The sequence below is a fragment of the Methanosarcina mazei S-6 genome, assembly GCF_000970205.1.
Classification (GTDB): domain Archaea; phylum Halobacteriota; class Methanosarcinia; order Methanosarcinales; family Methanosarcinaceae; genus Methanosarcina; species Methanosarcina mazei.
Window position 1 is genome coordinate 3,840,632 of the sequence record NZ_CP009512.1, and the last position, 25,629, is coordinate 3,866,260.

A 25,629-nucleotide genomic window follows, 5' to 3' on the forward strand; every position below is an offset into this window, starting at 1 on the left:
CTTCAGGGCATTGGCAAATTTTGCAAGCATTTCTGCGGTCAGGATTCTAGAAGCTTTTCTTTCGTAACTTAGGAGAAGAAGAAACCAGCGGATAGAGAAGTTCATTGAGTTAACTGAAGATCTCCTATTCTCAGAAAAATCACGCCATCATAAGATAGGTTACAAGAAGAACTATGTTCATCAGCTAGCAGGAATTTAATTATAATTTAAAATATTAATTAGAACGCAACTTATATTGGGGGAAAAATAATGAAAAAAGCATTAATTATATTGATAGTGTTGTTCGGCGTATTCCTTGCAATAGGATGCGCTGGTGAAGAAGAAAGAGCTCCAAACGAAACAAGAGCTCCAGAACAGACTGTAACTCCAGCTGAAGCGGTTACTCCAACTGGAGAAGAGGAAACTGAAATCCAAACTGTGACGGAGATGAAAGAGTATACACTTGAAGAACTTGCGGAGTACGACGGCAGAAACGGGAAGACATACGTTGCCTATCAAGGCCAAGTCTATGATGTCTCGAATAGCGATCTATGGGAAAATGGCACCCATAAGGGCACTCACAATGCCGGGAAGAATCTAACCGAAGAAATGGACGACGCACCACATGGACCTGAAGAACTTAAGGATTACCCTGTAGTTGGGACTCTGAGAGAATGACATGACTCTACAACTTAAGCTTAACAGAACTGATTTTGGATAAACTCAACATATAAATGTTTAGTTAGGACTTACGCACTTGAGGTTCAAAATCATAGTCAATAGACCGTGCTGTTAAATTAAGGGTTTAGACAGTTAAAGGTTTAGAGCCGTTGTTTTTCAGTTCAACCGCGTAAGTCCTATTAGTATAAGTTCTACAGAATAGTGACCATTTCTCACAATTATCAGAGAATTGGAAGGGCAAAATGCCCTTCTTCCTCTAACCTTATTTATACTTTTATACAAGAAGAAAATTGTGAAGATTTACTTCCTTGCCTTTATCTTCTCAAAGAGCTGCTTCAGGGTATCCTCATTGCTCTTCGTAAACTCGAAGGGCGAGCTTGTGAAGGGCTCGAAGTGCACTGCCACATCGTCGAGCCTGTAAAAGGTCCCGTCACATTCCATGGCGTCAATGACTCCAGGGAGCACAACATCCGAAGCAGCCGTGCTCGGGCAGGGAGCAATGTCCAGGCAGACCATTGGGATTTCAGCAAGATAGGAAGCACAGTCCGCAGGGATGTGACAGACAAGGTCGGCGCACATTACAAAGGCTGCATCCACATCTTTTTCCCTCAGCACGTCCACGGTTGTATATTCTCCGGGGTTGTAACGCGGGTGCCCGCGCATGAAGTCCAGCCCGAAGGGGTAGCCGTACATGTAGGAAGCGACCTGGTTAAAACCTGCTACATTGCAGTGACCTCGAAGAGCTCCGAGAGTGAACTTGGCATAATTGTTCAGCTCCTTCACAAGGTTCATGGCAATTTCGGCGTTCCTGTGCTTTCCAATGGATGAGGAGAGCCCGAGCCCAACTGAAATGGCACCGAAGTTGCAGTTCTTCATCATGTCAAGCATCTCTTCCATGACCGGGATAGGTACTCCTGTGATCTCTTCCACAGACGGATGAGGAGTTTTTCCATGCAGCAAAGTGAGGAGAGCACTTATCAGTTCATAGTCCGAGCCGGGCTTGAGCTGCACGTGCAGGTCGGAAGCTTCAGTGGTCGGGGTTTTTCTCGGGTCCACGGTGATAACTGTCCTGTCAAAACGCCCTCGTTTGGTCCAGTAACCTCTTGGGAAAACTCCGTACCTCGACATCTGACGCGGCATGGACTCAAGAGGGTTGGTTCCCCAGTAGACAATGAGATCGCCTCTGTTTTTCTTCTGCCCTTCGGTTGCACCAACTTTTCCGGATTCCTGGATTCCCATCGCAGTTGGCCCGTGGCAAATGGTGGCGTTTGAGTCAACAAGGGCACCAAGATATTCTCCGATCTTGAGCCCGACTTCATGCGCTTCGCAGGAAGTTTCGCTTCCCATAAAAAGGAGAGGGCGCTTTGCAGAAACAAGGATATCTGCGGCCCTTTCAAGGGCTTCGTCCCAGGCTGCCGCGGTCAGCCTTCCGTTAACTTTTATAAGGGGCTGCCTGAGCCTGTGAGAACTTACAACTTCCTGGAACTTGGCGTTCCCCATTTTACACGCATTTCTTGCCTCAATCTTTCCGTCCCCGAACTCGACCTGGATATCATCGCAGGCTGCCCCGCAGACCGGACAGACTATGTTTTTATAAATCATGCTCACTGCCCTCCAACATAAATTTTCATTACTACATCTTCGGCGCTGAGGACCTCTTCTTCTGACGGCTCAATGTATACGGGAGCTCCCTTATAGAGAGGTGAGCCCGTAGAAAGGGTATCCGGGTCAACGACAACATTCGACCAGATAGCCCTCGGCATGAAAACCTGCCCGGGCTGAACAGAGTCCGTACATTTCGCATAAACGACAATAGAATGTTTTCCATCCCTGCTTGTTACTTTTACTTTATCAGGGGAGCAGAGGGGCACAAAATCCGCAGGAGAAATCCAGCATGAAGCACACTCCAGAGTGTACTCTTCCGTGAACTTGTCCCCACCTTTGGCAAGCCTGCCTTCGTCAATTGTACTTCCGGAAATAAGTAATACTTCCATGTTTCCCACCTCAGAGCTCCGGGTTTGTGTCTGCAGACACATAGAGAGCTCCTTTTGCCCTCTTGCTGATCGCATAGTCCCCTGTGAATTTTTTGAATTCGCCTATCAGCTCAAGCTCACCCGAAGTTATTTTGTTTTCCATAGAAACAAATTCGAAGCCCGGAGCAAAACGCTGTATTTTGCCCCCTACAACTATGGTTCCGCCTGCCATTTCAGCACCCAATCCGCGGAGAGCTCCGCCTTTTACAAAAATGAGCCCACCGTTCTGGCGGATCCCGCAGAAGCTTTCAACATTACCTCCCACAAGGATTTCTCCGCCATCCATGCCGCCTCCAAGCTGGTGCCTTGCCGAGCCTTCAATAACTATGCGTCCACCTTTCATACCGTGCCACTTTCCTCTGTAAGCACAGCCCACATGGTCCCCGGCATTGCCTTTAATGTGCAGGAGACCACCAAGCATTTCCATGCCAGCCCAGGAATCAACATCTCCGTGAACGGTGATCTCTCCTCCTTTCATCCCTGTCCCAACGTGCATGCCTGCAGAGCCTTCAATCTCAATTTTTCCTGCACTCATGCCTTCTCCGATCCTTTTGACCCTCATTGCGTCGCCTTTTATGCGTATCAGAGTCTCAGCCGCAGAACTGCCTGCGCTGCCCATCACTTCAAAGAAATCGGAAAGAGGATAGGTTTTAGGACCCTGCCAGACAGACAGCATCCCTATTTCTTCGGTGGTCTTGCCTGCAAAGGAATCAGGAGTTATAATATCTGCTTCCAGTTTAATGTCAATCGCTTTTTTAGGAATAAGCGTTACTTCTTCCATTTCTCCGGAACTTTCACCGGCATTGGTTTTTTTCTGAACAAGTACTCCCTCTGTCATCACTTCACCTCTCACTGTTAACCTGTATGGGAGTCGGGTTTGCCAGATATTTCTCTGGAGTCGAGTAGTTGGCAAAACCAAGAGTGTAGTACCTGAACCACTCCTTCACGTCAACCAGCATTTCCTTTTCCCGCTCATTTTCAACATGCACTTCGGAATAGTAAGTCCTCTTCTCAGGCAGGGAAACGATCTCCCCTTTAACAGCCACTATTTCGCCGCCCTTCACAGTATATTCCGCCTTCCTGAAGGTCCTGAGGAGGGCTTCGTAATTGTTTGCGTCAAGCTGCTGAGGGTTTATGTTGTAGACTGTAACATCTCCGTCCGCACCCACACCAAGAGAGCCTTTTCTGTGGGCCATGCCGATTGTCTTTGCAGGGTTAGCCCTGGTCAGAATCGCCAGGTCGTAGAGAGAAAGCTCACGGTTTATGCCTCCCAGCTCGCTCCTATCGTTTGCCCACTTGTGGCACTCACTGAAGGTCTGTTTCCTGAAAGCCTCGGACATGATCCAGGTCATAACCTCAGGGTATTTCGTAAACGGCCCACCATTCGGGCTGTCCGTGGTCATGATAGTTTTCCATGGGTCTTTGATAAGCAGGAGACATTCAAGCCCCATTGCCCACTGCAAACTGTGCACAGGGTTGGACTTGAGGTAGGTAAAGGGAAGGACACCTGAGCCGCATTCCATTTCAACATCAGTGTTCGACCACTTATTTCCTGTAAGGGTGTAAAGGTCATGAATGGCAGGCCCGTCTCCGGTCATAACTGTTGCTTCTCCGAAGGGAGTGCATCCGCTGTCGATTACCACATGATCTTTGTTGTTGATATAATCTGCAATATCCTTAACACCGGACTCGCAGTCCCCCCAGGTCGTGCCTGCAAAACTGTTGAACATCAGGTGGGTAAGGTATACCGAACGGTCCCTTGAAAGGTCCATTTTGGTTTCTGCCCACTCCACAGCCATGTTCTGTTTTGTCTTTACCCCATCAGGGATTTTGAGGGAATCCTTGGTAATTGCATAACAGCCAGGATGACCCAGGTTGTTCGCATGCAGGTGGACTGGCATAGGCATGCCGAGGGTCTCGTTAACCTCAGTAAGCCCCTTAATGACTTCTCTGGGAGTAATTTCGAAATGGATGTTGGTTTCGTCAAGAGTGCTGACGTTTTTACCCCATGCCCAGTTTTCGACTCCTGCGGGGTTGACGCATTTGATCCCGTAGGTCTTATGGGTCTTCATCATCCAGGCAACATAAGCAGCCGCCTTTTCCATATCCCCGTCCCTGAGGTAGCGCATAAGGAAAAAGTTGTTTCCGAGAACAAGGTACCCTCCCATGTCAAGAAGAGGAGTTGCACGCATCTCTTCATGGGTGTGGCGGGCTTCAAGAGGAGGAACTGCAGCTTCAAAAACAGTTGTGTAACCCATTGCTGCGTAATCATATCCCTGTTTGTAAACAGAAGGAACTGTATAGCCTGAACCGGAATGGGTGAGGGGAGTTTTCTTAAGGTTTGCTTTATAATGGTCTTCAGGGCGCATCGACCTGCCGGCATTAACCTTTGCACCGGCAACGTGAGAATGGGAGTCAACACCTCCTGGCATAACAGTCATTCCGGAGGCGTCAATTACCCTGGAAGTTTTCATCTCAGATGCAGAAAGCTCTTTTACGACTTTTCCGTCCCTGATGAAGATATCCATTTTTTCCCCGTTTATTTCGTTGAGGGGGTCAAAGACGTATCCGTTCTTGATTGCAATTGTTCCTGCCATTTATTCCACCTCTTTTTTCACAAGCCTTATCGCATCAACAGGGCAGATAAGGGCACAGGTCCCATCTCCTCCGCAGCGTTCCTGGTTTACGACCGAAATTTTTCCGTTCTTAACCCCAAGAATAGCTTTTTCGTCCATGTCGTACAGGTAGCCTGCAGCAAGTTCACGGTTGTCGAATGCGTTTACAGGGCAGACAATCACACAGTTCCCGCAGCCAAGGCACGCATCATCATCAGTTTCAAGTTGGGTGCGAAGCGCATCTTCGGGGGCAGGGACTTCAATCAGCTTTTTCTCCAGGGGGCCCTTTTTCTCCATTTCCGGCAGAATTGCAGTTTTTCTGACGTCAATGGCATCAACAGGGCAGGCAACTGCGCATGCACCACAGTAAATGCAGGCATCCGGCCGGTGGGTGATCTTTTCAACTCTTTCCCCGGACTTTGCCTTCTTATTGAAAATTGCATTTGCAGGACAGACATCAATACAGGTATGGCAGGTCTGGCAGACATTCTCATCCCTGGACCAGCGTCCTTCAAAGGGCTTTTCCACAGAAATAGCATTTACAGGGCATACTGCAGCACACCAGCCGCAATGGACACAGCATTCCGTATCAATATGGGTTTTTCCGATAACCTTCAGTTTCCCGTCCGTAGAAATTTCCCGGGTCACTTCAATACAGCCCTGTGAGCAGATATCTTCACAGAGACCACAGTGGACACAGCTTTCGTTTACTGATGTCGGCCTCATAGCCCTTGAAATATAGGACATGTCTGTGAGGGGTTTTCCTTCCTGTCTCAGTTCAAGAGCACCTGTGGGGCAGACTTTTGCGCAGATCCCGCAGACAAGGCAGTCTTCACTCTTTGCCATTTCCAGGAAATCCGCATCCAGTAACCCTCTAGCTACAGCTCCCACAGCCCCTATGGAAAGGGTGCCTTTGGGACATGCCTGTACACAGGTCCCGCAGCCAATGCATTTTTCAGGCTGATAGACCAGCTGCCGGTCTTTTTTTTCGGAAAAGACTGACAATCGCATCTCATTTTGCATTTTATTTACCTCTCAACGTTATTCTGTGCATCCGCCGCACAGCAGCTCATCATCATGTTGAACGAACATCTCACCACATTTTTTGCAGCACTGGATCCGCTTTTTCTTCCTGACCGGGACTTCCAGATCCACGGTTTTCCAGGAATAAACATTATCCCCGGCTTCCAGAAGGACAGGCACAACCTCTTCATGGTGTAGCTTTTCAGTGTTCAGGTACCAGGCATGAAGTTTTGGGTAGTCCTTTGTCTTTTCAGGGTCAAGGTAAATCCTGATGCCTATTATGCCCTTCATCCCTTCAGGTGCCTGTTTGTTCACCGTTACAGCCATCTTTCCCAGGTTATTGATTTTCAATCCATTGTTCCCGATGGTAGCTCCGGCAAGGATCTGGAAAGGGTCAGGCACGCAGCTTTTCGTTTCACAGGTTACGTATATGCGCTCTCCGTCCCGGACATCAAGCTCCCTCCTTGCAATATTGAGCATCTGGATGCCGATTAATGCCCCTGATGTCAGAAAGCCGTGAAAAGGGACGACCTTTTCAATCTGTGAAAGCAGCTCAGGGTCTTTCACCTGCTTCAGGATTGTCTCCATGCTGTGTTTCTCTTGATCGGAATTCTTATGCAATTGGTACACCGCCGCAGATTTGATCGTTATGTTTAAATAAACATAACGCCAAAGATGTTGAATACAGACAGGTGAGTTTAATAAAGACAGGCGATATTCAGGAATTTAATTATGTAAATTCCAACATAACGCAGAAGGATACACTACTATATTTATAGATAACTTTTTGACAGAAACTTATATCTGGAGTACAATTCAGAGGAGTTTCAGGTTACGGTTTAAACAACGGGGGCCAAACTCCTCATGATTGGCAGGCTCATAAAAAAACACCAGCCAGAAGTCTACTGCTTCGGGATATGTAAAGCTCAACATATCTATAAAATCGGAAGACAGGACTCTTGCGATTAAAATATATAAACAAGTGTTTTATAAAATTATCGATTAAGAAGACATTTTTCCTGAAAAAAGACAATATCGAAATAAAGAAAATACCTTTCTGAAAACATATAGTTTATAAAAATATATAGCTTATAAAAACATATAGCTTATAAATACAGTTGCCTTTTGAAAGGAAGAAACCTGAGACCTCTGATCGATTTATTTGGTTCATGGTAAAAAGAGGAGAATTATCCTGAAAAACAAATTAATTTTTCATGGGTCAAAATACATGAACTGCAGATGCTTTAAAATATAACCAGATACTGGTTCCTATAGAAATATTGAGTTCATTAAGAGATTCGCGTGTTATAAAAACAGTGAATAATTCGCCGGTGTTTACTGTTAGTTTTATAAGGGACCCGGTGTCAATTATTTCATCAACTTTACCCTGAATCGTATTTCTGGCACTGGTCTGTACCTTTTCCCTGGATATTGTTATTTCATCAGGCCTTATAGCAAAATGGACTTTACCTTCTTTTTCCGTTACGGCAAATACAGTTATGGAATCTGTTTTAATTGCTGCCAGACCATTGGAACTGTCCTCAATTATACCGCTCATCAGGTTTTGAATACCAACAAAATCAGCCACAAATCTATTCTTCGGTTTTCTGAATATCTGATCAGGAGTTCCAGATTGAAGGATCTGGCCATTATAAAGTATGACCATATTCTCTGCAAGCCTCTGGCCCTGTAAAAGGTCGTGAGTGGTCATTATAATGGTTGTTTCGGATTCCCGGTTAATTTTCAGGATCAGTTCTTCAAGTTTCTTTTTAGAGATAGGGTCAAGATTTGCAGTTGGTTCATCAAGTAACAGTAACCTTGGTTCCGTAATCATTGCCCGTGCAAGTGCAAGCCTCTGGGTTTCGCCACCTGATAATTTAAGCGCGTTTCTGTTCTCGTAACCGGGAAGACCAATCATTTCGAGGAGTTCTTTGATTCTCCCGTCCATATTCTCTTTTCTTCCCCTGATTTTCAAACCATAAGCAATATTATCATAAACGCTTGCCTTAAAAGCAAGAGGTTTCTGAAAAACCATTCCAATTTGCCTTCTTACCTCCAGCCTGGTATTATTGGATTCATTGGCATCAGCGCCTTCAAAATACACCGTTCCAGAAGACGGTTTTTCCAGTAAATCGATTAATCTGAGCATAACAGTTTTTCCAGAGCCGGTCGGTCCAACAAGAGCAGTGCTGGTCCCCTTTTCTATTTGCAGGTTAATATTCTTCAGAACCTCAAGTTTTCCGTAATTTTTGTAAATTTCTTCCAATTCCACTATGTGCATCGTTAAACCTGAACTAAGTTTTTTTGAATTAATCCTTGCCCTGCAAATAGTTCAATAAGAAATTGATTATTAGAGACAGAGAAAGAAGTATAAACCCCAATGCTATAGAAAGCACCAGATTACCTCTGGATGTTTCAAGAGATATGGCTGTGGTAAAAGTTCTCGTAAAACCTCTGATATTGCCTCCAATAAGTATGGCGACTCCTACTTCTGATATAGCCCTTCCAAAACCAAGTATCACAGCACTCATTATAGCATAACGGGCTTCTTTTATAATGGTAATTATTGTTTGGTATGTGCTGGCTCCAAGGGATATTGCCAGTTCTTTTATTTGAGTGCTGACCCCAACAAGGGCGGTGATAGTAAACCCGATGAGAAGAGGCAGTATTAGCAATACCTGCCCTATAATCATTCCAGTGGGAGTAAAAAGGAGTTTTAAAAACCCGAAGGGACCCTGCTGGGATATTAACAGGAAAAGGAAAAGCCCCACCAGAACTGTGGGAACACTGTAAAGGGTCTGGATCAGGTTTATTATTGTCCGTTTTCCCCAAAATTCATAATAGTAGATCATTCCACCAATGGGAATCGATATTAATGAGCCTATCAGTGTTGCAGTTAACGAAATATAAAGGCTTAATTTCGTTATTTGAATCAGTTTTGGATCAAGTTCTACTATCAGTTCTATTGCCTGAAAAATTGCCAGAATAATTTCATTCAAACGACCACCTGAACTTGATACACACTGTAATTTAGTGATATTATAGTTATCTCAGTTTCTTTGAGTTGCTCTGGCTAAAAAAATTGCAGGTTAACCATCCTCAGGATGGCAAACCTTCGGATATTGGGGTAAAGAGAGGCTCCCCGTATTGTTCCCTGCCAAAGTTTCCGATTATTTCCTGCCCTTCAGAGGAAACAAGGAAGTCTACAAAGTTTTGCGCACCTTCATAATTCACATTTGGATGCTTTTCTGGATTCACAGGCATAGCTGCATAAACATTAAGCAGTTCATCGCCTGCAGTCACTATTGGTACAATCTGTATCCTTCCTTCGTTCGTATATGCAAGAAATGTTCCGGAATCGGTTAAAGTATAAGCATTCTGTTCATTGGAAAGCAAAAGGGTTTCTCCCATGCCTCTGCCGCTTTCAATGTACCATTCACCCGAACTATTAATTTCGCCATAACTTACTCCAGTACTTTCCCAGATTTTTTTCTCCCGTGCATGTGTACCTGAATCATCCCCACGAGAGGCAAACTTAACCTGATCAGAATCATTCTGGCCTTCTTCCATTATCCTGGTAAATGCTTCCGTAGCGTTAAGACCATTTATTCCTGCAGGATCATTTTCAGGTCCTACAATCCAGAAATAATTATATGCTATTTCCGTACGATTTGTACCGAATCCATTATTCACAAATTCTTCTTCCCGACTTTTGTCATGAGTAAGAAGAATATCAGCATCTCCTCTTTCACCATACTGTATGGCTATTCCTGTGCCTCCGGATATAACCAGTACGTCCACTCCGGGATATTTATCCTCAAATGCTGCCTCTATTTCTTCCAGAAGCCCTGTGTCCTCCAGACTGGTCGTGGTAGAAACTATCAACTTTGAGGTCTCTGACTGTGCAGTTGTTGTAGTGTCCGGTTCTGTAATCGTTGTAGTATCTGGCTGCTGTTCGGTATCTGTGCATCCTGTTGCAAGGAATACGCTTAACAGGACCATCAAAATAAAAAATGCTTTTCTCATACTCTTCTCCATATAAAATAATATTTTAGTTAGAAATGTGTATTTGAACATAACGAATATGGTCCTCAAGTTATTTATTAACAAATATTACAAAAAAAGTAAAAAAGAGATGCTGCGGGATAAATGCAAAAAACATTCTTAGAGAAAAATCAAAAATTGAGAGTTTTGATAAGCAGTTAAGTTCTTAAAAAACAGAACCCAGATTAGTTCAATATTTGAAAAATGTTGACAATTAACGGAAAGAATTTAGCATTTTCATTCACCCATATCATTTCACATATGTCATTAATTAGCAATGCTGTTTCTCGTATCAAATCAATCTACAAATTTGACAGTAGCTTTTTGTTCAGAAATGACATTCCTGCTTTTTCTGTCAATAATTTTCAGGGTTATTTCAGTACCTGCTTTGAAACCGTAATTGTCAGAGGTGTTACCGTTCCCATTTACACTGACTACTACACTGGATTTAGCGGACTTTTTTGGGCTGTCCTGTCCGCAGAGGATAAGTCTCTCCCCGATATCCCAGGAGCCATCTTCAAGAGTGGCATTATTATTGGCAACGTAGTATTTTTGATTTTTTCTTTCCTGGCTCAGATCCATGTAAAGAACCTCTAAATTTCCTTCAGCTCTTTTTCCAGTCCCATTAGAAATGTTCCCCTGGAAAGAATTTCCATATCCGGAAATTTTTATAGAGATAGAGTCTGGTGAAAGGGAGTCTCCTCCCTCATGCATAAGAACAATCCGATTTTCTTTAAATGTGACCCAGTGGCTTGAATGGCCAACTCCATAAAGCCCTCCTTCACAGGATTCAAGATCTATATTTACAACAGGAGGCTGGAGATTCATTCTACTGCCAGAGAGGGCTACACTGCTAACAATTGCAGCCACGAGTATAAATGTAATCAGCAGAAGGAGAAGGGAGCCGATAACAGGAGAGAGACCTTCAGGTGAAGCCTTAAAGGAATTAAGAAATTTACATCGGACATTTCCCCACGCCTTCATCAGTAGATAATAGGAAGAACTTGAATAAATAATTACTTAATTGACTAAAAAAGAATAAGAATTATTAAAAAAAGAAATAGCAGAGAGAATTGTAAAAAGAAATTATAAAAAATAATAAAAAATAATAAAAAATAATAAAAAATAATAAAAAGTAATAAAAAATAATAAAAAGAAATAATAAAGGAAATCCTTACCTTAAAGTTATTTCTTTTTTCTCTGTCCTTTCTTTTCGTATTCTTTTTCGAGTTCGAAGATTTCCCTGACGCTCTCCAGTTCCTTTCTGCTTCTGGAATAACGCATAAGCACCATCACAACCCCGAAAAGCAGAGCCACGATTGCGGCAAAGAAATACATGGGCGCGGATTCAGTATAATATTTAACCTGAATAGCTTCTTCACGTTCTCCCATTTCAGAATAAACCCACAGGAGAGTATGTCTTCCTTTCTCATCAAAGCCTGTGCTGGAAGGTGCAGGTCTTGCTATCCCGAAAACCCTGTTGCCTGTAACATAGCCCTCAGGGAGAATCACACGTATAAACTCGGAATCAGGTTTCATAAAGGTAAAGCTCTGGGTTCCGGGCGCATCAAGAGTATATGCAATAAAACCTGTAACGTTTTCCTCAAATTCGAGATTTACTACCTTCATGCCCCTGGAAACGTCCTGCGTGAGAGTGTAATTCAGGTATGTAACGTTGATGCTGTTTGCAAGCCTCGAAAAGGTTTCCGGTCCCGCAACTGTTTCGTTCGCAGGCTCTACCAGCAGTACAAAGTTTTTAATGGGTTCCTTCTCAGAGCCTCCTCCAAGAGAATCCGGAGGGAAAATTTCAAGCTTGCTGCTATTTATAACCAGATGGACAGCCTGAACTTCAACTTTGTTTTCCAGAATATAGTATGTGGTGGTATTTACTGGAGTGTTGTTATCCCACTCTTCCAGAAAAACATCAAATTCATAACTGGAGATGTTGCCAGGCTCATCAATAGTGATCTCTTTTTTCTGGTCAACACAGCCCGATATGAAGATCACCATCAGGGCAAGGAGTATAAACATATTTTTTGTATTCATTTTCACGGAAGAATTCTCCCTTGAGCTCGAAGCGATCTCTTTTTAGCCGGCAGCAATTTATTAAGGTTTAGAACAAGCTGCAGGATCATAACAGGTCAATCTTTACCTTATTGCTCCCTCTTCTTAATAAACAAAGCGGATAATCTATAAAGACCTGAACAAAAAGATAACCTGTAAAGACCTTAACAGAAAGGATAATCTATGGAATCAAAAGTGAATTTATCGTTTCCGGCCCATTCTCACAAAAATTCAGGTTTTTGATTCTCCTGAAGAACTCAAGTACCTTTCTACCATAGGCCAATCAATTTTTTTGATATACTTTGCCTGGAGTTTTGAGACGTAAAGAATATTGCTGCCAACAAGAATTTTCATATCAGAGGGCTTTGGAGAAATTTCTCCGAGAGGAAGAAGTACAGGACCATTCGGGGAAGTGGATAGCCTGAAGTCCATCCCACTCTTCCTGATGTAAGCTGTGACTTTTTCATCAATTGAAAACACAGGAACCATAGTAATACACCGTGGAGAAATTATCGGGGAAAGATAAATAATTACAGGTTATTGATTGAAAAAAATGATCACAGGCTATAAGATTGAAAAATTACGGGATATGAAATTAAGAATACGGGATATAAAATAAAAAATACAGGCTACAAGATTAAAGAAAAAAAGGTATAATATTAAAAAATAGAATTTTCTCGTAAATCTCTCATAAATAATAAAAACTCAGGGACGGGAGATATTCAGAAATAACCCGGAAATTATGGAAGCTTCCGGGCAGTTTTAAATTTGATGAAAACAATTTAGGACGCAGATAGCATGATGATGAAAGATAAGGGAAAACTTGTAATCTGGCCGGCATATATCGACCAGACAAAATCCAGAAGCAGCGGCAGGATAATCTCACGGAAAAACTCCATAAAGGAACCGCACCTGAACGAAATCAAAGAAGCTGCCAGACAACTTGGCCTGAACCCGGAAGTGGAGCCTGAAAAAGCCTATCCCAAATCCTGGTGGGAAGTTAGCGGAAGAGTGCTTGTAGACGATAATGGCCCAAAGTCCGTTATTGCAAAACAGATAGCCCTGGCAATCAAAAAAATGAGAGGACAGGAAGTCCCTGCAAAAACATGAAAATAGTTTAAACAGTATTTTATATTTCAGGATTAGTGTAATTATCTGCTCGCTGATGATCATTATCCTGATCGCTAATGAGTGTTATTCTGTTTGTGAAGACAGTACCCGGATCGCTACCTGAATTGCAAATGAAGCTTAAAACTGCCTGTAACCTGGAAAGGGGGAAACATAACCCTGATTTTATTTTAATTTTTTATAAGGATACCTCATTTCCTTTCCGCAATGTTCACAGGTTATGACAACAAACCCTTCATTCAATCTGTAACGTGAATTATATCCGGGAGTAAGAAAAGAATAGCAGTGTTTACAGATCCTGCTTTTGATTTCTCTCGGAATGCTTATCCTGTTCCTCATGGAAATGTTTCGTATGAGCTGCACGTAATGCCTGCTGCGCTCAGGGTTTTCCGGAAGCTCAACTTTTGCACGCTCAAAAAGCCGCCACATACGCTGGACGGCTATGTTCTGAATAAGGTTTTTTTGCTGTTTCCTGGCTGCTCTGGGCATTGGTAAATCTATCCTGAAATTTTACTTAAATGGGTGTCCTGTTCTATCCGTCGAAGGAAACTGATCAGGAATCAAAATAATCACATTAATATCCGGGTTCTTGCTGTGTACAAGAGCTTTAAACCTTTCGGGGTCTCCGTTAATTCCTTCTGAACCATAATGCATGGGAATAGTAAAACCGGGAGATATAACTGCTGCTGCATTCGCGGCTTCTTCCTCGTTCATGGTATACGTACCCCCGATAGGCAGAAGAGCTATATCGGCATTGATAGCCTCTATCTCTGGAATAAAGTCTGAATCTCCTGCGTGATAAATCCTTAACCCTTCAAGTTCTACGATATACCCCACTCCAAGCCCTCTGGGATGATACGGCTTATCAATATTATAAGCAGGGACCACTTCAATACGGGTCCCTTTGATCTCAAGCCCATCAGCCAGAATATCCCCTTCAGCAACCCTCCTTGCATCTCCCTTGAATTCAAGAGAACAATTTTCAGGGATAAGGGTAGTAGTGTCAGATTTCCTGACCTTCCTGATATCATCAGGGCTGCAGTGATCATAGTGTTCATGAGTGATAAGGAGAATATCTGCCCTGTCATCAAAAGCAGGCTCCTGAGCAATCCTAAAAGGATCAATATAGATTTTTTTGCCTTCCCCTTCAAGCAAAAAACCGGCATGCCCTAACCATTGAATGCTGATATCCTTGATTTTCACACTATTCACCATATACACCTGCCGAGATTTATTTTCTGGATTTATAAATATAAACCTGTAAGGGAACTTTATTATTAAATCATATTAATATTACCCGAAGATTGGGACTTTATAAATACAGGCCTGAAAAAGTTTATCAAGCAGATTTACGATTTTTTTTAACGAAGCTTGGCTCGAGAACCCTATCATAAATCATCTTTTGCAGGTAACAAACAACTGGCAGTTTGATTACAACCGCTTCTCTTTTGTCTCCTGCGCTGTGCACCCCTATTGATTCCTTTCCGTCAGCTATCATAAAAAATTCTTCGTCATACCTGATTCCATCAATTACGATATTGTTCAGGAACTCGCGAAATTCTTTAGTGGTTTCCCGGAACTCAAATGGAAACGATTCAAACTTTTCAGGTTCACTTATAATAAAGGTTAACTGGCAGGTTTTTTCCAGTTTTTTCAGTTCAGCTTCAAATTCCTGAAAGAACCTGGGGCTGGATGAGAAGACAATCAGCTCTTCTTTTACCCCATTGAGAATTTCACGGATCCTGTTTTTAATCCCCCATTCGCTCTGGATGCACCAGACAGGAGATGTCCTGGGAAGCTCATAACTGAGTTCATTGAGCTGGTCAAGAGTTTCGATTGCGCAGTTAATGAATTCGTCTTTTATCTTGCCTATTACCTGCTTGGGATCAACTGCACGGAAGTAAGTCGGAGAGCCCTGTCGGACTTCCAGATAACCCCTTTTTGCGAGTACTTTAAGGACTTCATATATCTTGGCTCTCGGCACGTTTGTAAGTTCATGAACTTCTCGTGCCGTAGCCTCTCCAAGACTGACAAGCCCTACATAGGCTTTTGCCTCGTTTTCAGTTAGCCCCATCTTCTCCAGATTGCAAATTAATTGATTATTGTGCTGTAAAAACATCTGTTACCCCTAAAGTAACAATAGATTTAAATCTTTTCTAAACATAATACTCACAGAGCCTAGACATTAAAGAACTATTCATACAGTCGGAAAAGAGAAGTTTGTGTGAATAAGCCTTGAATGGCAGATCTCCAGCCTGAATAAAGACAGGCAGGTCAGATAAATGCAACAAGGCCCCTAAATTGTATGGATACTAAAAATTATGAGAGGATTTACTATTAAAAATACTTTTGAAAAACTGGGATTTTTTATTCAGAATAACCGTTTTTCCATACTTCTGGTAGCCTTTCTGTTCATAGTCATAGCAACACAGGGCGCACAAAATATAGAGATGGCTTCAGGAACAGAGACATTTGTAGGGAAAGACTCCCCTCTCTATCAGGACTACGATCACCTTTATCAAAAAATATTTCAGACTCAATCAATTGTGGTAATGGTAGAGGGCAATGAGGTGAAAAACGCTGACCTGATGAAAGCCGTGGACAGAATGGAACACCAGCTCCAGGGCACTGAGGGTGTAATAGAAACCACAAGCCCTGCCTCCCTGATCAAAATGGTTAATTACCAGATGACAGGAAGATACGTGATTCCAGATACCGATAAAGAGATTGAAGCTATTATAGATGGAAACCCTGAAATTTTCGGACAGATTGTCCCTGATAATACTCACATTCTGATTTCAGTAGTAATGGCCGGCTCAACCAGTGACGCTGCACAGGAAGATATCCTTTATGCCACTGAAGATTCGGTTTCATTTGCAGAATTTCCACCTTCTTACAACATCATCGTCACAGGTGACCCGGCCTTCATGGTCTCCATGAACTACGAAATGAATTCCAGCATGGGTGTGCTTCTGGGACTTTCCGGTCTTTTCATGGTTATCATATTATTTTTCGTGTTCAAACACGTCCGATGGGGCCTTCTCCCTCTACCGGTAGTCCTTCTCGGAATTATTTACACCTTTGGAGCTATGGGCTATATCGGAATTTCCCTTTCCATGGTCTCAATGGCTGCGTTCCCGATCCTCATAGGCGTGGGGATAGACTATGCTATCCAGTTCCATAACAGGCTTGAAGAAGAACTGCACAAAAGCGAGAGCAAGGAAAGGGCAGTTGTAGAAACCATAAAGAATACTGGACCTGCAGTTTTAATAGCTCTGGGAATGACAGCGCTTGGCTTTGTATCTCTCTTTACATCTTCAGTGCCTATGATCCAGGACTTTGGAAAACTGCTCCTGATAGGCATTATAATGTGTTATCTCTCCTCCATATTCGTGGGAATTACAACAATTTCACTATTTGATAAGTATTCGGACAAAAATCCTCTAAAGAAAATTGCCAGAAAGATAAAACCGGCAGGTCTGGATAAAAAGAAAAAGTCGGAAAAAAAGAGAGGAGAGGGGCATATAACAGAGAAATTGCTCCAGAAAACTACCGACCTGACAATCAGATACGATATTATTGTACTGGGAATTGCAAGCCTGCTCTGTTTAGGCGGGCTTTATGTGGATCAGTCAGTACCAATTGAGACTGACGTGCAAACATTCGTTCCCCAGGATATGCCTGCTCTTGTGGACCTCGCGCATATGGGAGACATCATGGGCGGGACAGATGAACTGAACCTTATTATCAAGGTTAAAGATACAGCGAATCCGGATGTTCTGAAGTGGATAGATCGGTTTTCCGAGCATGAAGTTGAAGGAAGAAAGCACATTTACAGCGCTTCTAGCATTGTACCCCTGGTGAAGGAAAGGAACGGAGGCACGATCCCGGATACAAGCCAGGAAATAGAAGCTATTTATGCTGAGATCCCGGAATCTCAGAAAGACCGTTACATGTACGGGAAAAATATGCTTCTCCTTAATTTCAATATAGGAAATGCGGTTGCGGACATTAAAGTAACAGGTATTCAGGAACTAACTGACATTGTTAAACAGGATATGCAATGGATGCCAGCCCCTCCGGGTACATCTGTCACTATTACCGGGAACAATGTTGTATTTATAGAAGTTATTACAGCTCTTACCAGTGGTAGAGTAGCAATGACTTTCCTGGGGCTTATTCTTGTGCTTGCAGGGCTTTTCGTTGTTTACAGAGACTGGCTGAAAGCGGTAGTCCCTATCATCCCCATGTTCATAGTAATAGGCTGGTCAGGAGGAGTTATGTATTACCTTGATATCGAATACACTCCCATGACAGCAACTCTTGGAGCTCTGATTCTGGGAGTAGGGTCTGAGTATGCGATCCTTATGATGGAGCGTTACTTTGAGGAAAAAGATGCAGGTGCAACTCCTATGGAAGCTATCCATATGACCAGTGCCAAAATAGGAACTGCAATCATTGCTTCAGGAGCGACCACTGTATTTGGATTCCTGGCACTGGTCGTTTCCCCCTTCCCTATGATCAGCAATTTCGGAATAGTTACGGTTGTGGATGTCCTGATGGCTCTCCTGGCAACTTTTGTAGTTTTCCCACCGCTTATAGTGGTCCTTGATACCTGGAGAGAAAAGAGGAGAGGAGCCACGGCAGAGAAAGAGGCAAAAAAACAAATTCAGGGGGCAGATGTATGATACAAGCACCCGGAAAAACCAGACAAGAAATAATGAAGAAAGCTTCGAGATTTACATTAGTCCTGTTAATAATTTCAATCACTGCATTCCCAGCCCTTGGAGACGATGAGACAGACTTTATTGTCCCGGATTATGGATATACAGTGGACTATTACAGGAGTTACGGGGAACCTGTTCTGAAGGCATCAGTAACAGGAAATCCAGAGTTCAGCAGGGGAGAGACTGCAAACCTGCAAATAAAAATTGCGAATAAAGGAGTAATAGACGGATTTAAGAGATTAAACGTTAATCAGGCCGGAATAAGCGATGCCAATGAGGAGATGCTTGCGAAGGCTGAAATGGAAGAAGAAAAAGAATGTACAACAGCGAAAAACATCAATGCAGTCCTTGTTTCCGGAACTGAATACATTGAAGTAAAGTCCGCAAGCAATATCCAGAATGTGGAAGAGCTTGAGACGGGATATACAGCAAATATCCAGTACACTATAAAAATCGACAGTGATACCCCTGCTGGAAATTATGAACTCCTGCTGCCCGTAAGTTATGATTATCAGGCAAATGTCCGGACCGCAACCGGGGAAATTATAAACCTGGGACTTACGGATATGGAATATACGATAGATTACGATACAAAAGAAGAGACTCTCAGGATACCGATTTCCATAAAAAGTGAGCCGAAGTTTGAAGTGACAGAGGTTTCAGGAAACCTGAAACAGGGAGAAAGCAGAGTCATCAATGTTACCTATATGAACACAAGAGAAGAGGTTGCACAGGATGCCACTGCCCGAATAATCGTAATGACTCCACTCAGCACACAGAAGTCCATGGTGAGACTCGGAGACATAGGGCCGGGGGAAAGCAGGACTGCCAGCTTCGAGATTGCTTCGGCCAGGGAAGCTACTGTAAAGAATTATGGAATTGACAGCGAGATAAAGTATGTTGACAAGGATGGTGAAACCTCCTTTTCAAATAACCTGAAAGTGCATGTGCCTCTTGAAGCGACTGAGAAAAAAATCAGCATAACAGGCATAGCAATCATACTGATTATCCTTATCGCCCTTTACCAGATCGTAAATATGTACAGGAAAAGAAACAGGAATAATGATGAAACCGCGCCAGGTGATGAGAATGAATAAAAATGGATTTTTTGCTACTATCACAGCTCTTCTAATCCTTTGCTCTGCTGCCCTGCCAGCACAGGCAGCTTTCCCTAAAAACTTCGATATCAGTGAGAACTACTACACTGTTTACGGAGGACCCGATATTAACGCCACACTTGTTGGAGACAACGAATATTCAAGGGGAGATACTGTAACCCTTAACATAAATATGATGAATAAAGGCGCCATCACCGGATTTAAGTCAGAAAAAGATGCAGACTTTGGGGAGTATGTTGACATAATGCTTCAGCAGGCTGAAATGCAGTATGAAGCGCAGGCTACAACAGCAGTAGGCATCCTTGCAACCCTCAAATCTGATAACGAGTATGTAAAAGTTAAATCCGGGCCTCAGGAAGCAGGCACCCTCAAACAGGGTAAACAGAGTTCAAGCCCGACAAAATTCACTGTTGAGATAAACAAGAATACTCCTGCAGGAACGTATCCCCTGACCCTTGACCTGTCATACATGTACCAGCATAATGTGCAGTTGAGCGGAGACGACTTTGACAACAACATCGGCCTTGTCAGGAACAAAGAGGTAGGCATCTGGTATGAAAATCAGACCCAGACCCAGACTATAGAGATAAAGGTCAAGGAAGAACCCTACTTTGAGGTTACGAATGTAACAGGTGAGCTTTATCCTGATCAAGGCGGGATGCTTTATGTAACATACAAGAACACGGGAGAAAAGCCTGCAAAGGATGCAACCGTAAGGCTCAGTGCAAGTGACCCCTTCAGTACAACCGACGACCAGGCTTATCTTGGAACCCTGGGCCCGGGAAAGACCGCTGTTGCCATTTTTGATATAGACGTGGATGAGGATGCAACAGCCAAACTGTATTCCCTGAACAGCGAGATCCTCTATGAGGATGTAAACGGGCATGACCAGATCTCTGACAGTGTAAAGGTTAATGTTGAAGTTCTGCCTGCTCAAAAAAGGCTTCCAGGGTACCAGTTTGGAGCCGGAATTGCTTTCATGGCTCTGGCAGCCTTCTTTGTGATTTTCAGGAAAAAACAGCAGCAAAAATAACCTGAAACCTGGAAAATAAGCTGACCCTGAAAACAGGAAGTTAAAAGAATAAAACAAAAAGAAACAAAAAGTGCCTGTAAATAATATTCTTACAGGCACTCATCTTTTTTTCGAATCCTGATTAATAAAGTTCTCAAAATTAATAAAGTTCTCAAAATTAATAAAGTTCTCAAAATTAATAAAGTTCTCAAAATTAATAAAGTTCTCAAAATTAATAAAGACCTTAAAATTAATAAAGATCTTAAAATGCCCCTAAAAAAAAGAGTTCAGTCTGTATCAGACCTTTTTGAGCCAGAATTTACAGGCTCTTTTTCACCGATGGCTTTTGCGACCATTACTTCTGTGGATTTTATGACCGCATAAATCCGGTCTCCTGGCTTTATGTCCAGTTTTTCGACTGCCTCCTCCGTAACCACTGAGGTAAGGACTGAAGGTTCAATCTCAATTGTGAGCTTGGAGACAAGCCCATTTTTCTCGACTTCAACTACTTTTCCGGGAAGCTTATTTCGGGCTGAAAGCTTGAAGCCTACATTTTCCCATGAGGTTTCGTCCCCTACAGCTTCATTAATCAGCTTTTTATTTGTTTCGTACTCAACAAGCAGTTTTCTTCCAAGATCAGTCAGAAAAGTTCCCTGGTCTTTTCCCCCACGTACAGTAACTACCGCAGGCTCGCCAAGAGCATCATTCATTTTTTTAAGCATCATCCAGGCATGTTTATAGGAAATTCCAAGTTTCTGACAGGCTTTACGGAGGGAGCGTTCTTCGTCAATTGTTTTCAACAATTCGGCTCTGCCAGCCCCCATTACTGTCCTTCCATCTTCGGTAAACCAGAGCTTTGTTTTCGCTTTCACAGACCTCACCTTTTAGCGGAGTACATGAACAGAATTTGCCCTGAACCGGGCATAAACCCGGGCATCCGGAGAAATATCCATTTTTTCTGCCGATTTCCAGGTTATAAGGGCATTCAGGGTGATTCCGCAGTTCAACCTTTACCCGGGACAAGAGCTCCAGGTATCAAGACTTCCGTAACCCTGCCCTGCAAGAGTTTCTGATGCTGGATTGTGCGGAAGTTTTACTTAAAGCTATGTTTTCCGGTCTCAGGAAAGCAAATACCGTATCTCCTGCATCTACCTTGCCAGAACCATCAACTACTGTTTCTCCTGTTTCTATACACAAAATATATACCGAATTCTGGTAAACAAAAGCAAGATCATACTTTTCTGGAGGCAGGTTCGTTGCTTCTTTCCATCAAACAGATTTGAGTTTATATAGACATGTGGTCTTTGATATAACAGATATAAACTTTTTGAGTAAAATTTTTGCTTTTTCCTGTGAAAAGGAAAATAAAAGGTAAAAGGAGGGAGCTTGAAATTGTAATGGTACTTCCATGCAAGAAATCGATATTATAGGGAATAAATCAGCAATAAAAAAATCAGCAATAAAAAATGAAATTTAAAAAATCAGCAATAAAAAAATCAGCAATAAAAAAATCAGCAATAAAAAATGAAATTTAAAAAATCAATAAATCTGTTAATGAGCCAGGACCGAAAATTCGGAAATTACAGCGAATTAATGCAAGTTAACTTGAATTATTTGCAAAATAAAGTGCGCAAAGCATCTCGGAATAAATAAATAGTAGAATTAAAGTAAAATTTACTCATCCAAATTTAATAATATGAGAATATATAAAAACTAAGTACTCCTGAATAATTGTATTAATTTCGGAAAAATTTCTATAATCAGATACTACTCATACACATTATGATTCTTTTAAAGGTGTCCTTATGGATGGTTATAATATCTTTTTGGCTTTGCTTGCAGTCTATATAATCGGACTTGTGACTGTTGGCTGGTACTTCAATAAAAAACAGAAATCTATTACCGACTTCTGGCTTGCAGGACGAAAAGTAGGTCCCGGAGCACTTGGATTTTCAGCTGCAGCATCATGGCTTACAGCTGGAGGAATTCTTGCGGTTATCGGGTATTTCATACTGCAGGGAATGGGCTCCATATGGGCTTTTGTAGCTCCAAATATTGTCGCCCTCCTTGTCATCGCTGTACTTGTGGGCAAGATCAAAAACCTGCCTGCAATTACACAGCCTGAACTTCTGGAACAGCGTTATGGGAGCTCAGTCCGGTGGCCTGTTGCTCTGATCATTACCGTAGTGATGATTCTTTTTGCAGTAGCAGATGTTACAGGTCTCTCCCTCGTGCTTCAGGTATTTTACGGGCTTGATCCGCTCTATGCTGCGGCTATTGTTGCAATTGCAGTATCCCTTTACGTAACCCTCGGCGGCCTTTCGGCAGTAGTCTGGACAGATGTCATCCAGTTCTCGTTCCTCTCTCTTTTTACAATAGCAATGGCTTTTGCTGCAGTAGGGACAGTGGCAGATGGAGGTCTTAATACTCCTGCAATAAGCAGCTCTGAACTCTTCGGGAGCCTTCCCGATGTATGGTGGAACCCCTTGTCAATCGGCCTCCCCATGGTTCTGATCTTCTGCCTTGCCATTATTCCGGGATGGATTACAGAACAGGACCCCTGGCAGAAGGTATGGGCTGCAAGAGATGCAAAATCCGCCCGTACAGGGATGATCATAGGGTCTCTTATGATCACCATAGTTTTCTCGGCATGTGCTGTAATAGCAATAGCTCTCAGTTCCATATACCCGGAAATCCCGCAAATGGGCTTCCCTGCAGGCATGGCACAGGCAGAGCCTGCACTTCTTGCTTTTGTCAGTGAGCGTTTTGCTTCTGCTCCCCTGATTGTAGCTATAAGTGCAATAGGGCTTGCAGCAGCTTCCATGTCCTGCGCTGACACCTTTGCAACATCTGGAGCTTCCTGCATTTCAAGGGACATTTATCAAAGGTACATAAAGCCCGATGCTACAATGAAGGAGATGCTCATTGTAAACAGGGTGAGTGTGCTAATTATCGTACTTGCAGCAACAGCTGGCTCATTTATTATCCCCAACATTATAGATGCAATTCATATTGCTACCTTTATTGCAAGCGCTTCTTACTTCTTTCCTCTTATGGGAGGGCTCTACTGGAAAAGAGCGACAAAAGAAGGAGCTTTTGCAGGGATGGTAATCGGATTTATTGTCCAGGTAGCCCTTGTAGTTCTGGACCTTGTAAAAACCCCTCCCCTGGCTCCAAGCTACCTTGAGACCATCCATCCCGTTCTGATGAGCCACGGTGTTATTGTGGGAATGAGCCTGAGTGCAATTGCATTCTTTGGGGTTTCCCTGATGACAAAACCCTCAAGCAGGGTTAACCTTGCACCCTTTTTCGAAGAAGAAGCAGAAGAGCTTGCCCGCTATGAGACAGGTGAGATCAACGAAGCAGATCCATCGTACAGCGCATTCCTCAAAAACGTTAATGAGAAAGTTGCAGGGGAGCGTACTCACCTTCAGCTTAACCTCAGGACTTCAGGAACCCTCAGCTGGCACGAGCTTGTAGAAAAGCTGAAAAGCAGTTCTCCTGCATGGGTTACTCCTACGGGGCTTGACTCCGTATACAGGTTGACCCACGGAGACATGCTCGCCTGCGTGGCTGTTACCAGAGGAAGCGGAGAACAGGACATCTGGCTCAAAGCCGAACCAAAAATAGAAACCGTAGGAAGGCAGAGAAAAGAGCTTTTTACAGCCTATGAAGAGCTGAAGAAAGTGCTTGACCAGAAAGGAGTTAAACTGGATTTTTACTGACTTAAATTTGAATACTTAAGACCGGGGTTCCTTACAGAACCCTGCCTTAATTTCTTTTTTTGGAACTTAACATTTCAGGAATACAGAGCTTTTTCAATGACTTCTTTTCCAAGCCTTACATCTTCCAGAGAGAAGACTTCCAGATTGTAGACCCCTCTGTAACCTGAGAGCAGTTTGAGGACAGAGAAGTCAACACATCCTTTTCCCGGTGCCATATGTTCGTCCCCGTCGTACTTTTCTGTCCATTGCCCTCTATTATCGTGCAGATGAATGTGAATAACATGTTTCTGTAGAGTCTGAACAAAAACCCTTAGTTTTCCGGGATCGCCGCCGCAGGTAAGGTTTGCGTGCCCGATATCCAGGGTAGCCTTCAGATGGTCCGAGTTTACAAGTTCAATGGTCCCAGCGAGTTCTTCTGCTTCGCAACAAAAGTTTGAAGGGTCTGTTCCTTCTTTATTTTCAAGCCCGAGTATAACTCCATAGTTTTCAGCAAGAGAGGAAAGAGATTCCAGATTTTTGACCATTGAATCAAAGGACTTTTCCTTATCGAGCCCTATTTTGCCAGGGTGGATGACAACTATCCTGGAACCTATCCTGTTTGCAATTTCCATGGACTCTTCAAGAAGAGTAAACTCTCTTTTTCCCATGTTTGCAGTATCTACCTGCAGGGCTGTGGGATATCCAGGAGCTGCCGCTGAATAAGGAGCATGGACAGTCCCCGGAAAGCCGTATACTGACATTTCATCAAGAATATATTCAAGTTTTCTATTTTCAAGTACAGTACCGCTGTAAATTCCGAGTTTGGGGACGTAAAGTTCTATCGACCCCACATTTTCCTTCAGCTCCTGAAGGGAGCCGGCAAAAGACGAAGCTCCGAAAATCACGTACTAAGCAAGGAAACCAGATATAAAGTTCTTTTGCGATGCCCGGTTTACAGCCACAAAATAACAAACTGAATGAATAAATGAAGAAACTCAGGAAGAACATTTGAATGCCAGAAGAAAAAAGAGGAGGTCTGAACTTAACCCGTGTCAGAAGGCATTCAGTATATAAAGAAGCAGAAAAAATAGCCAACATATTTATATATAAGTAATTGTTACCGGCTTTTCTTTTTAAAAGAATTTATAAATAGATTAAATATAAATATATAGTAAGTACATGGAGAATATATTTTTACTGATGAAAAGAACAATAAAAAATAATTAAAAATATCTATAATCGTAAAAATATCCTTTTTATCCCAGAGAAAATAAAAGAACTTAATGAGCATTAGATTATATAAAATTTAGAAATATAAAAACCACATCAGTATAACGAATTATTATAAAAATAGTTAATATATTTTAAAAAATAAATAAAAAAATTCATTAGTAATAATCGGAATCTTTATATGATATTGAAAGAAGTAAAATTTATTCTTTTTTATATAAATATAATTTTGTTTGATTTACCCGGCTCAGTACATCATATAAAATTGATT

24 protein-coding genes are annotated in these 25,629 nt (G+C 42.6%); 6 read left to right on the forward strand and 18 right to left on the reverse strand.

What is annotated here, in order from left to right; all coding sequences use genetic code 11:
• The first annotated feature begins 276 nt into the window (after nucleotides 1-276).
• Nucleotides 277-657, forward strand: coding sequence for a cytochrome b5 domain-containing protein (locus tag MSMAS_RS16495; RefSeq protein ID WP_230626448.1), 381 nt, complete (start codon nucleotides 277-279; stop codon nucleotides 655-657).
• Nucleotides 658-960: 303 nt separating this feature from the next.
• Here MSMAS_RS16495 and MSMAS_RS16500 read toward each other — a convergent pair whose 3' ends face one another.
• From MSMAS_RS16500 to MSMAS_RS16555, 12 genes are all read right to left on the reverse strand, one after another.
• Complete coding sequence (locus MSMAS_RS16500) at nucleotides 961-2,262, reverse strand: formylmethanofuran dehydrogenase subunit B (protein ID WP_015411919.1); 1,302 nt, start codon at nucleotides 2,260-2,262, stop codon at nucleotides 961-963.
• Between the two features lie 2 nt (nucleotides 2,263-2,264).
• Entirely contained in the window at nucleotides 2,265-2,654 is a 390-nt protein-coding gene (locus MSMAS_RS16505) for a molybdopterin dinucleotide binding domain-containing protein (RefSeq protein WP_015411918.1), read from the reverse strand.
• 10 nt (nucleotides 2,655-2,664) lie between these two features.
• On the reverse strand, nucleotides 2,665-3,531 hold the full coding sequence (locus MSMAS_RS16510) for a formylmethanofuran dehydrogenase subunit C (protein ID WP_011033513.1): 867 nt from the start codon (nucleotides 3,529-3,531) through the stop codon (nucleotides 2,665-2,667).
• Nucleotides 3,532-3,535: 4 nt separating this feature from the next.
• Nucleotides 3,536-5,290 (reverse strand): formylmethanofuran dehydrogenase subunit A, encoded by a 1,755-nt coding sequence (locus MSMAS_RS16515; RefSeq protein WP_011033512.1) that lies wholly within the window; start codon nucleotides 5,288-5,290, stop codon nucleotides 3,536-3,538.
• Nucleotides 5,291-6,331, reverse strand: a complete 1,041-nt coding sequence (locus MSMAS_RS16520; RefSeq protein WP_011033511.1) for a 4Fe-4S binding protein — start codon at nucleotides 6,329-6,331, stop codon at nucleotides 5,291-5,293.
• Between the two features lie 18 nt (nucleotides 6,332-6,349).
• Nucleotides 6,350-6,919, reverse strand: coding sequence for an FmdE family protein (locus MSMAS_RS16525; RefSeq protein WP_230625070.1), 570 nt, complete (start codon nucleotides 6,917-6,919; stop codon nucleotides 6,350-6,352).
• Nucleotides 6,920-7,550: 631 nt separating this feature from the next.
• The gene (locus tag MSMAS_RS16530; protein WP_011033509.1) at nucleotides 7,551-8,612 is read right to left on the reverse strand and encodes an ABC transporter ATP-binding protein; all 1,062 of its coding nucleotides are present in this window, start codon (nucleotides 8,610-8,612) and stop codon (nucleotides 7,551-7,553) included.
• A 28-nt stretch (nucleotides 8,613-8,640) separates the two neighbouring features.
• Nucleotides 8,641-9,330, reverse strand: a complete 690-nt coding sequence (locus MSMAS_RS16535; RefSeq protein WP_011033508.1) for an ABC transporter permease — start codon at nucleotides 9,328-9,330, stop codon at nucleotides 8,641-8,643.
• A 100-nt stretch (nucleotides 9,331-9,430) separates the two neighbouring features.
• Nucleotides 9,431-10,357: a substrate-binding domain-containing protein gene (locus MSMAS_RS16540; RefSeq protein WP_052273694.1), complete on the reverse strand. Its 927-nt coding sequence runs from the start codon at nucleotides 10,355-10,357 to the stop codon at nucleotides 9,431-9,433.
• A 315-nt stretch (nucleotides 10,358-10,672) separates the two neighbouring features.
• Nucleotides 10,673-11,359 carry a type IV pilin N-terminal domain-containing protein gene (locus tag MSMAS_RS16545; RefSeq protein ID WP_011033506.1) on the reverse strand — a complete coding sequence of 229 codons (687 nt, stop codon included), beginning with the start codon at nucleotides 11,357-11,359 and terminating at the stop codon, nucleotides 10,673-10,675.
• A gap of 201 nt (nucleotides 11,360-11,560) precedes the next feature.
• Nucleotides 11,561-12,421 (reverse strand): DUF5803 family protein, encoded by an 861-nt coding sequence (locus MSMAS_RS16550; RefSeq protein ID WP_226987744.1) that lies wholly within the window; start codon nucleotides 12,419-12,421, stop codon nucleotides 11,561-11,563.
• 249 nt (nucleotides 12,422-12,670) lie between these two features.
• Nucleotides 12,671-12,928 carry a hypothetical protein gene (locus tag MSMAS_RS16555; RefSeq protein ID WP_011033504.1) on the reverse strand — a complete coding sequence of 86 codons (258 nt, stop codon included), beginning with the start codon at nucleotides 12,926-12,928 and terminating at the stop codon, nucleotides 12,671-12,673.
• A 315-nt stretch (nucleotides 12,929-13,243) separates the two neighbouring features.
• On the opposite strand from MSMAS_RS16555, the gene MSMAS_RS16560 reads away from it, so the two are divergent.
• A complete protein-coding gene (locus MSMAS_RS16560) occupies nucleotides 13,244-13,549 on the forward strand; it encodes a signal recognition particle protein Srp19 (RefSeq protein ID WP_011033503.1) in 306 nt (101 codons plus the stop codon).
• Between the two features lie 183 nt (nucleotides 13,550-13,732).
• Here the strand turns inward: MSMAS_RS16560 and MSMAS_RS16565 are convergent, their stop codons facing one another.
• The 3 genes from MSMAS_RS16565 to MSMAS_RS16575 all read right to left on the reverse strand — a co-directional run bounded on the left by MSMAS_RS16565 (nucleotide 13,733) and on the right by MSMAS_RS16575 (nucleotide 15,686).
• Entirely contained in the window at nucleotides 13,733-14,056 is a 324-nt protein-coding gene (locus MSMAS_RS16565) for a ribonuclease P protein component 4 (protein ID WP_048036437.1), read from the reverse strand.
• A gap of 21 nt (nucleotides 14,057-14,077) precedes the next feature.
• Nucleotides 14,078-14,782 carry an MBL fold metallo-hydrolase gene (locus MSMAS_RS16570; protein ID WP_048036433.1) on the reverse strand — a complete coding sequence of 235 codons (705 nt, stop codon included), beginning with the start codon at nucleotides 14,780-14,782 and terminating at the stop codon, nucleotides 14,078-14,080.
• A gap of 124 nt (nucleotides 14,783-14,906) precedes the next feature.
• Complete coding sequence (locus MSMAS_RS16575) at nucleotides 14,907-15,686, reverse strand: TrmB family transcriptional regulator (protein WP_011033500.1); 780 nt, start codon at nucleotides 15,684-15,686, stop codon at nucleotides 14,907-14,909.
• A gap of 202 nt (nucleotides 15,687-15,888) precedes the next feature.
• On the opposite strand from MSMAS_RS16575, the gene MSMAS_RS16580 reads away from it, so the two are divergent.
• The 3 genes from MSMAS_RS16580 to MSMAS_RS16590 are packed head-to-tail and all read left to right on the forward strand — an operon-like array spanning nucleotide 15,889 to nucleotide 20,445.
• Complete coding sequence (locus MSMAS_RS16580; protein ID WP_080942096.1) at nucleotides 15,889-18,255, forward strand: efflux RND transporter permease subunit; 2,367 nt, start codon at nucleotides 15,889-15,891, stop codon at nucleotides 18,253-18,255.
• Nucleotides 18,252-19,391 carry a COG1361 S-layer family protein gene (locus MSMAS_RS16585; RefSeq protein WP_011033498.1) on the forward strand — a complete coding sequence of 380 codons (1,140 nt, stop codon included), beginning with the start codon at nucleotides 18,252-18,254 and terminating at the stop codon, nucleotides 19,389-19,391. Before MSMAS_RS16580 ends, MSMAS_RS16585 begins: the two co-directional genes overlap by 4 nt.
• A complete protein-coding gene (locus MSMAS_RS16590; RefSeq protein ID WP_048039319.1) occupies nucleotides 19,384-20,445 on the forward strand; it encodes a COG1361 S-layer family protein in 1,062 nt (353 codons plus the stop codon). The genes MSMAS_RS16585 and MSMAS_RS16590 overlap by 8 nt, the downstream gene beginning before the upstream one ends.
• A 266-nt stretch (nucleotides 20,446-20,711) precedes the next feature.
• Here the strand turns inward: MSMAS_RS16590 and MSMAS_RS16595 are convergent, their stop codons facing one another.
• Entirely contained in the window at nucleotides 20,712-21,296 is a 585-nt protein-coding gene (locus MSMAS_RS16595) for a TOBE domain-containing protein (RefSeq protein ID WP_048039318.1), read from the reverse strand.
• A 12-nt stretch (nucleotides 21,297-21,308) separates the two neighbouring features.
• A complete protein-coding gene (locus MSMAS_RS18440) occupies nucleotides 21,309-21,431 on the reverse strand; it encodes a TOBE domain-containing protein (RefSeq protein WP_080503040.1) in 123 nt (40 codons plus the stop codon).
• Nucleotides 21,432-22,229: 798 nt separating this feature from the next.
• Here MSMAS_RS18440 and MSMAS_RS16600 point away from each other — a divergent pair.
• On the forward strand, nucleotides 22,230-24,149 hold the full coding sequence (locus MSMAS_RS16600) for a sodium:solute symporter family protein (RefSeq protein WP_011033495.1): 1,920 nt from the start codon (nucleotides 22,230-22,232) through the stop codon (nucleotides 24,147-24,149).
• Between the two features lie 74 nt (nucleotides 24,150-24,223).
• Here the strand turns inward: MSMAS_RS16600 and MSMAS_RS16605 are convergent, their stop codons facing one another.
• The gene (locus MSMAS_RS16605; protein WP_011033494.1) at nucleotides 24,224-25,033 is read right to left on the reverse strand and encodes a sugar phosphate isomerase/epimerase family protein; all 810 of its coding nucleotides are present in this window, start codon (nucleotides 25,031-25,033) and stop codon (nucleotides 24,224-24,226) included.
• Nucleotides 25,034-25,629: the final 596 nt, after the last annotated feature.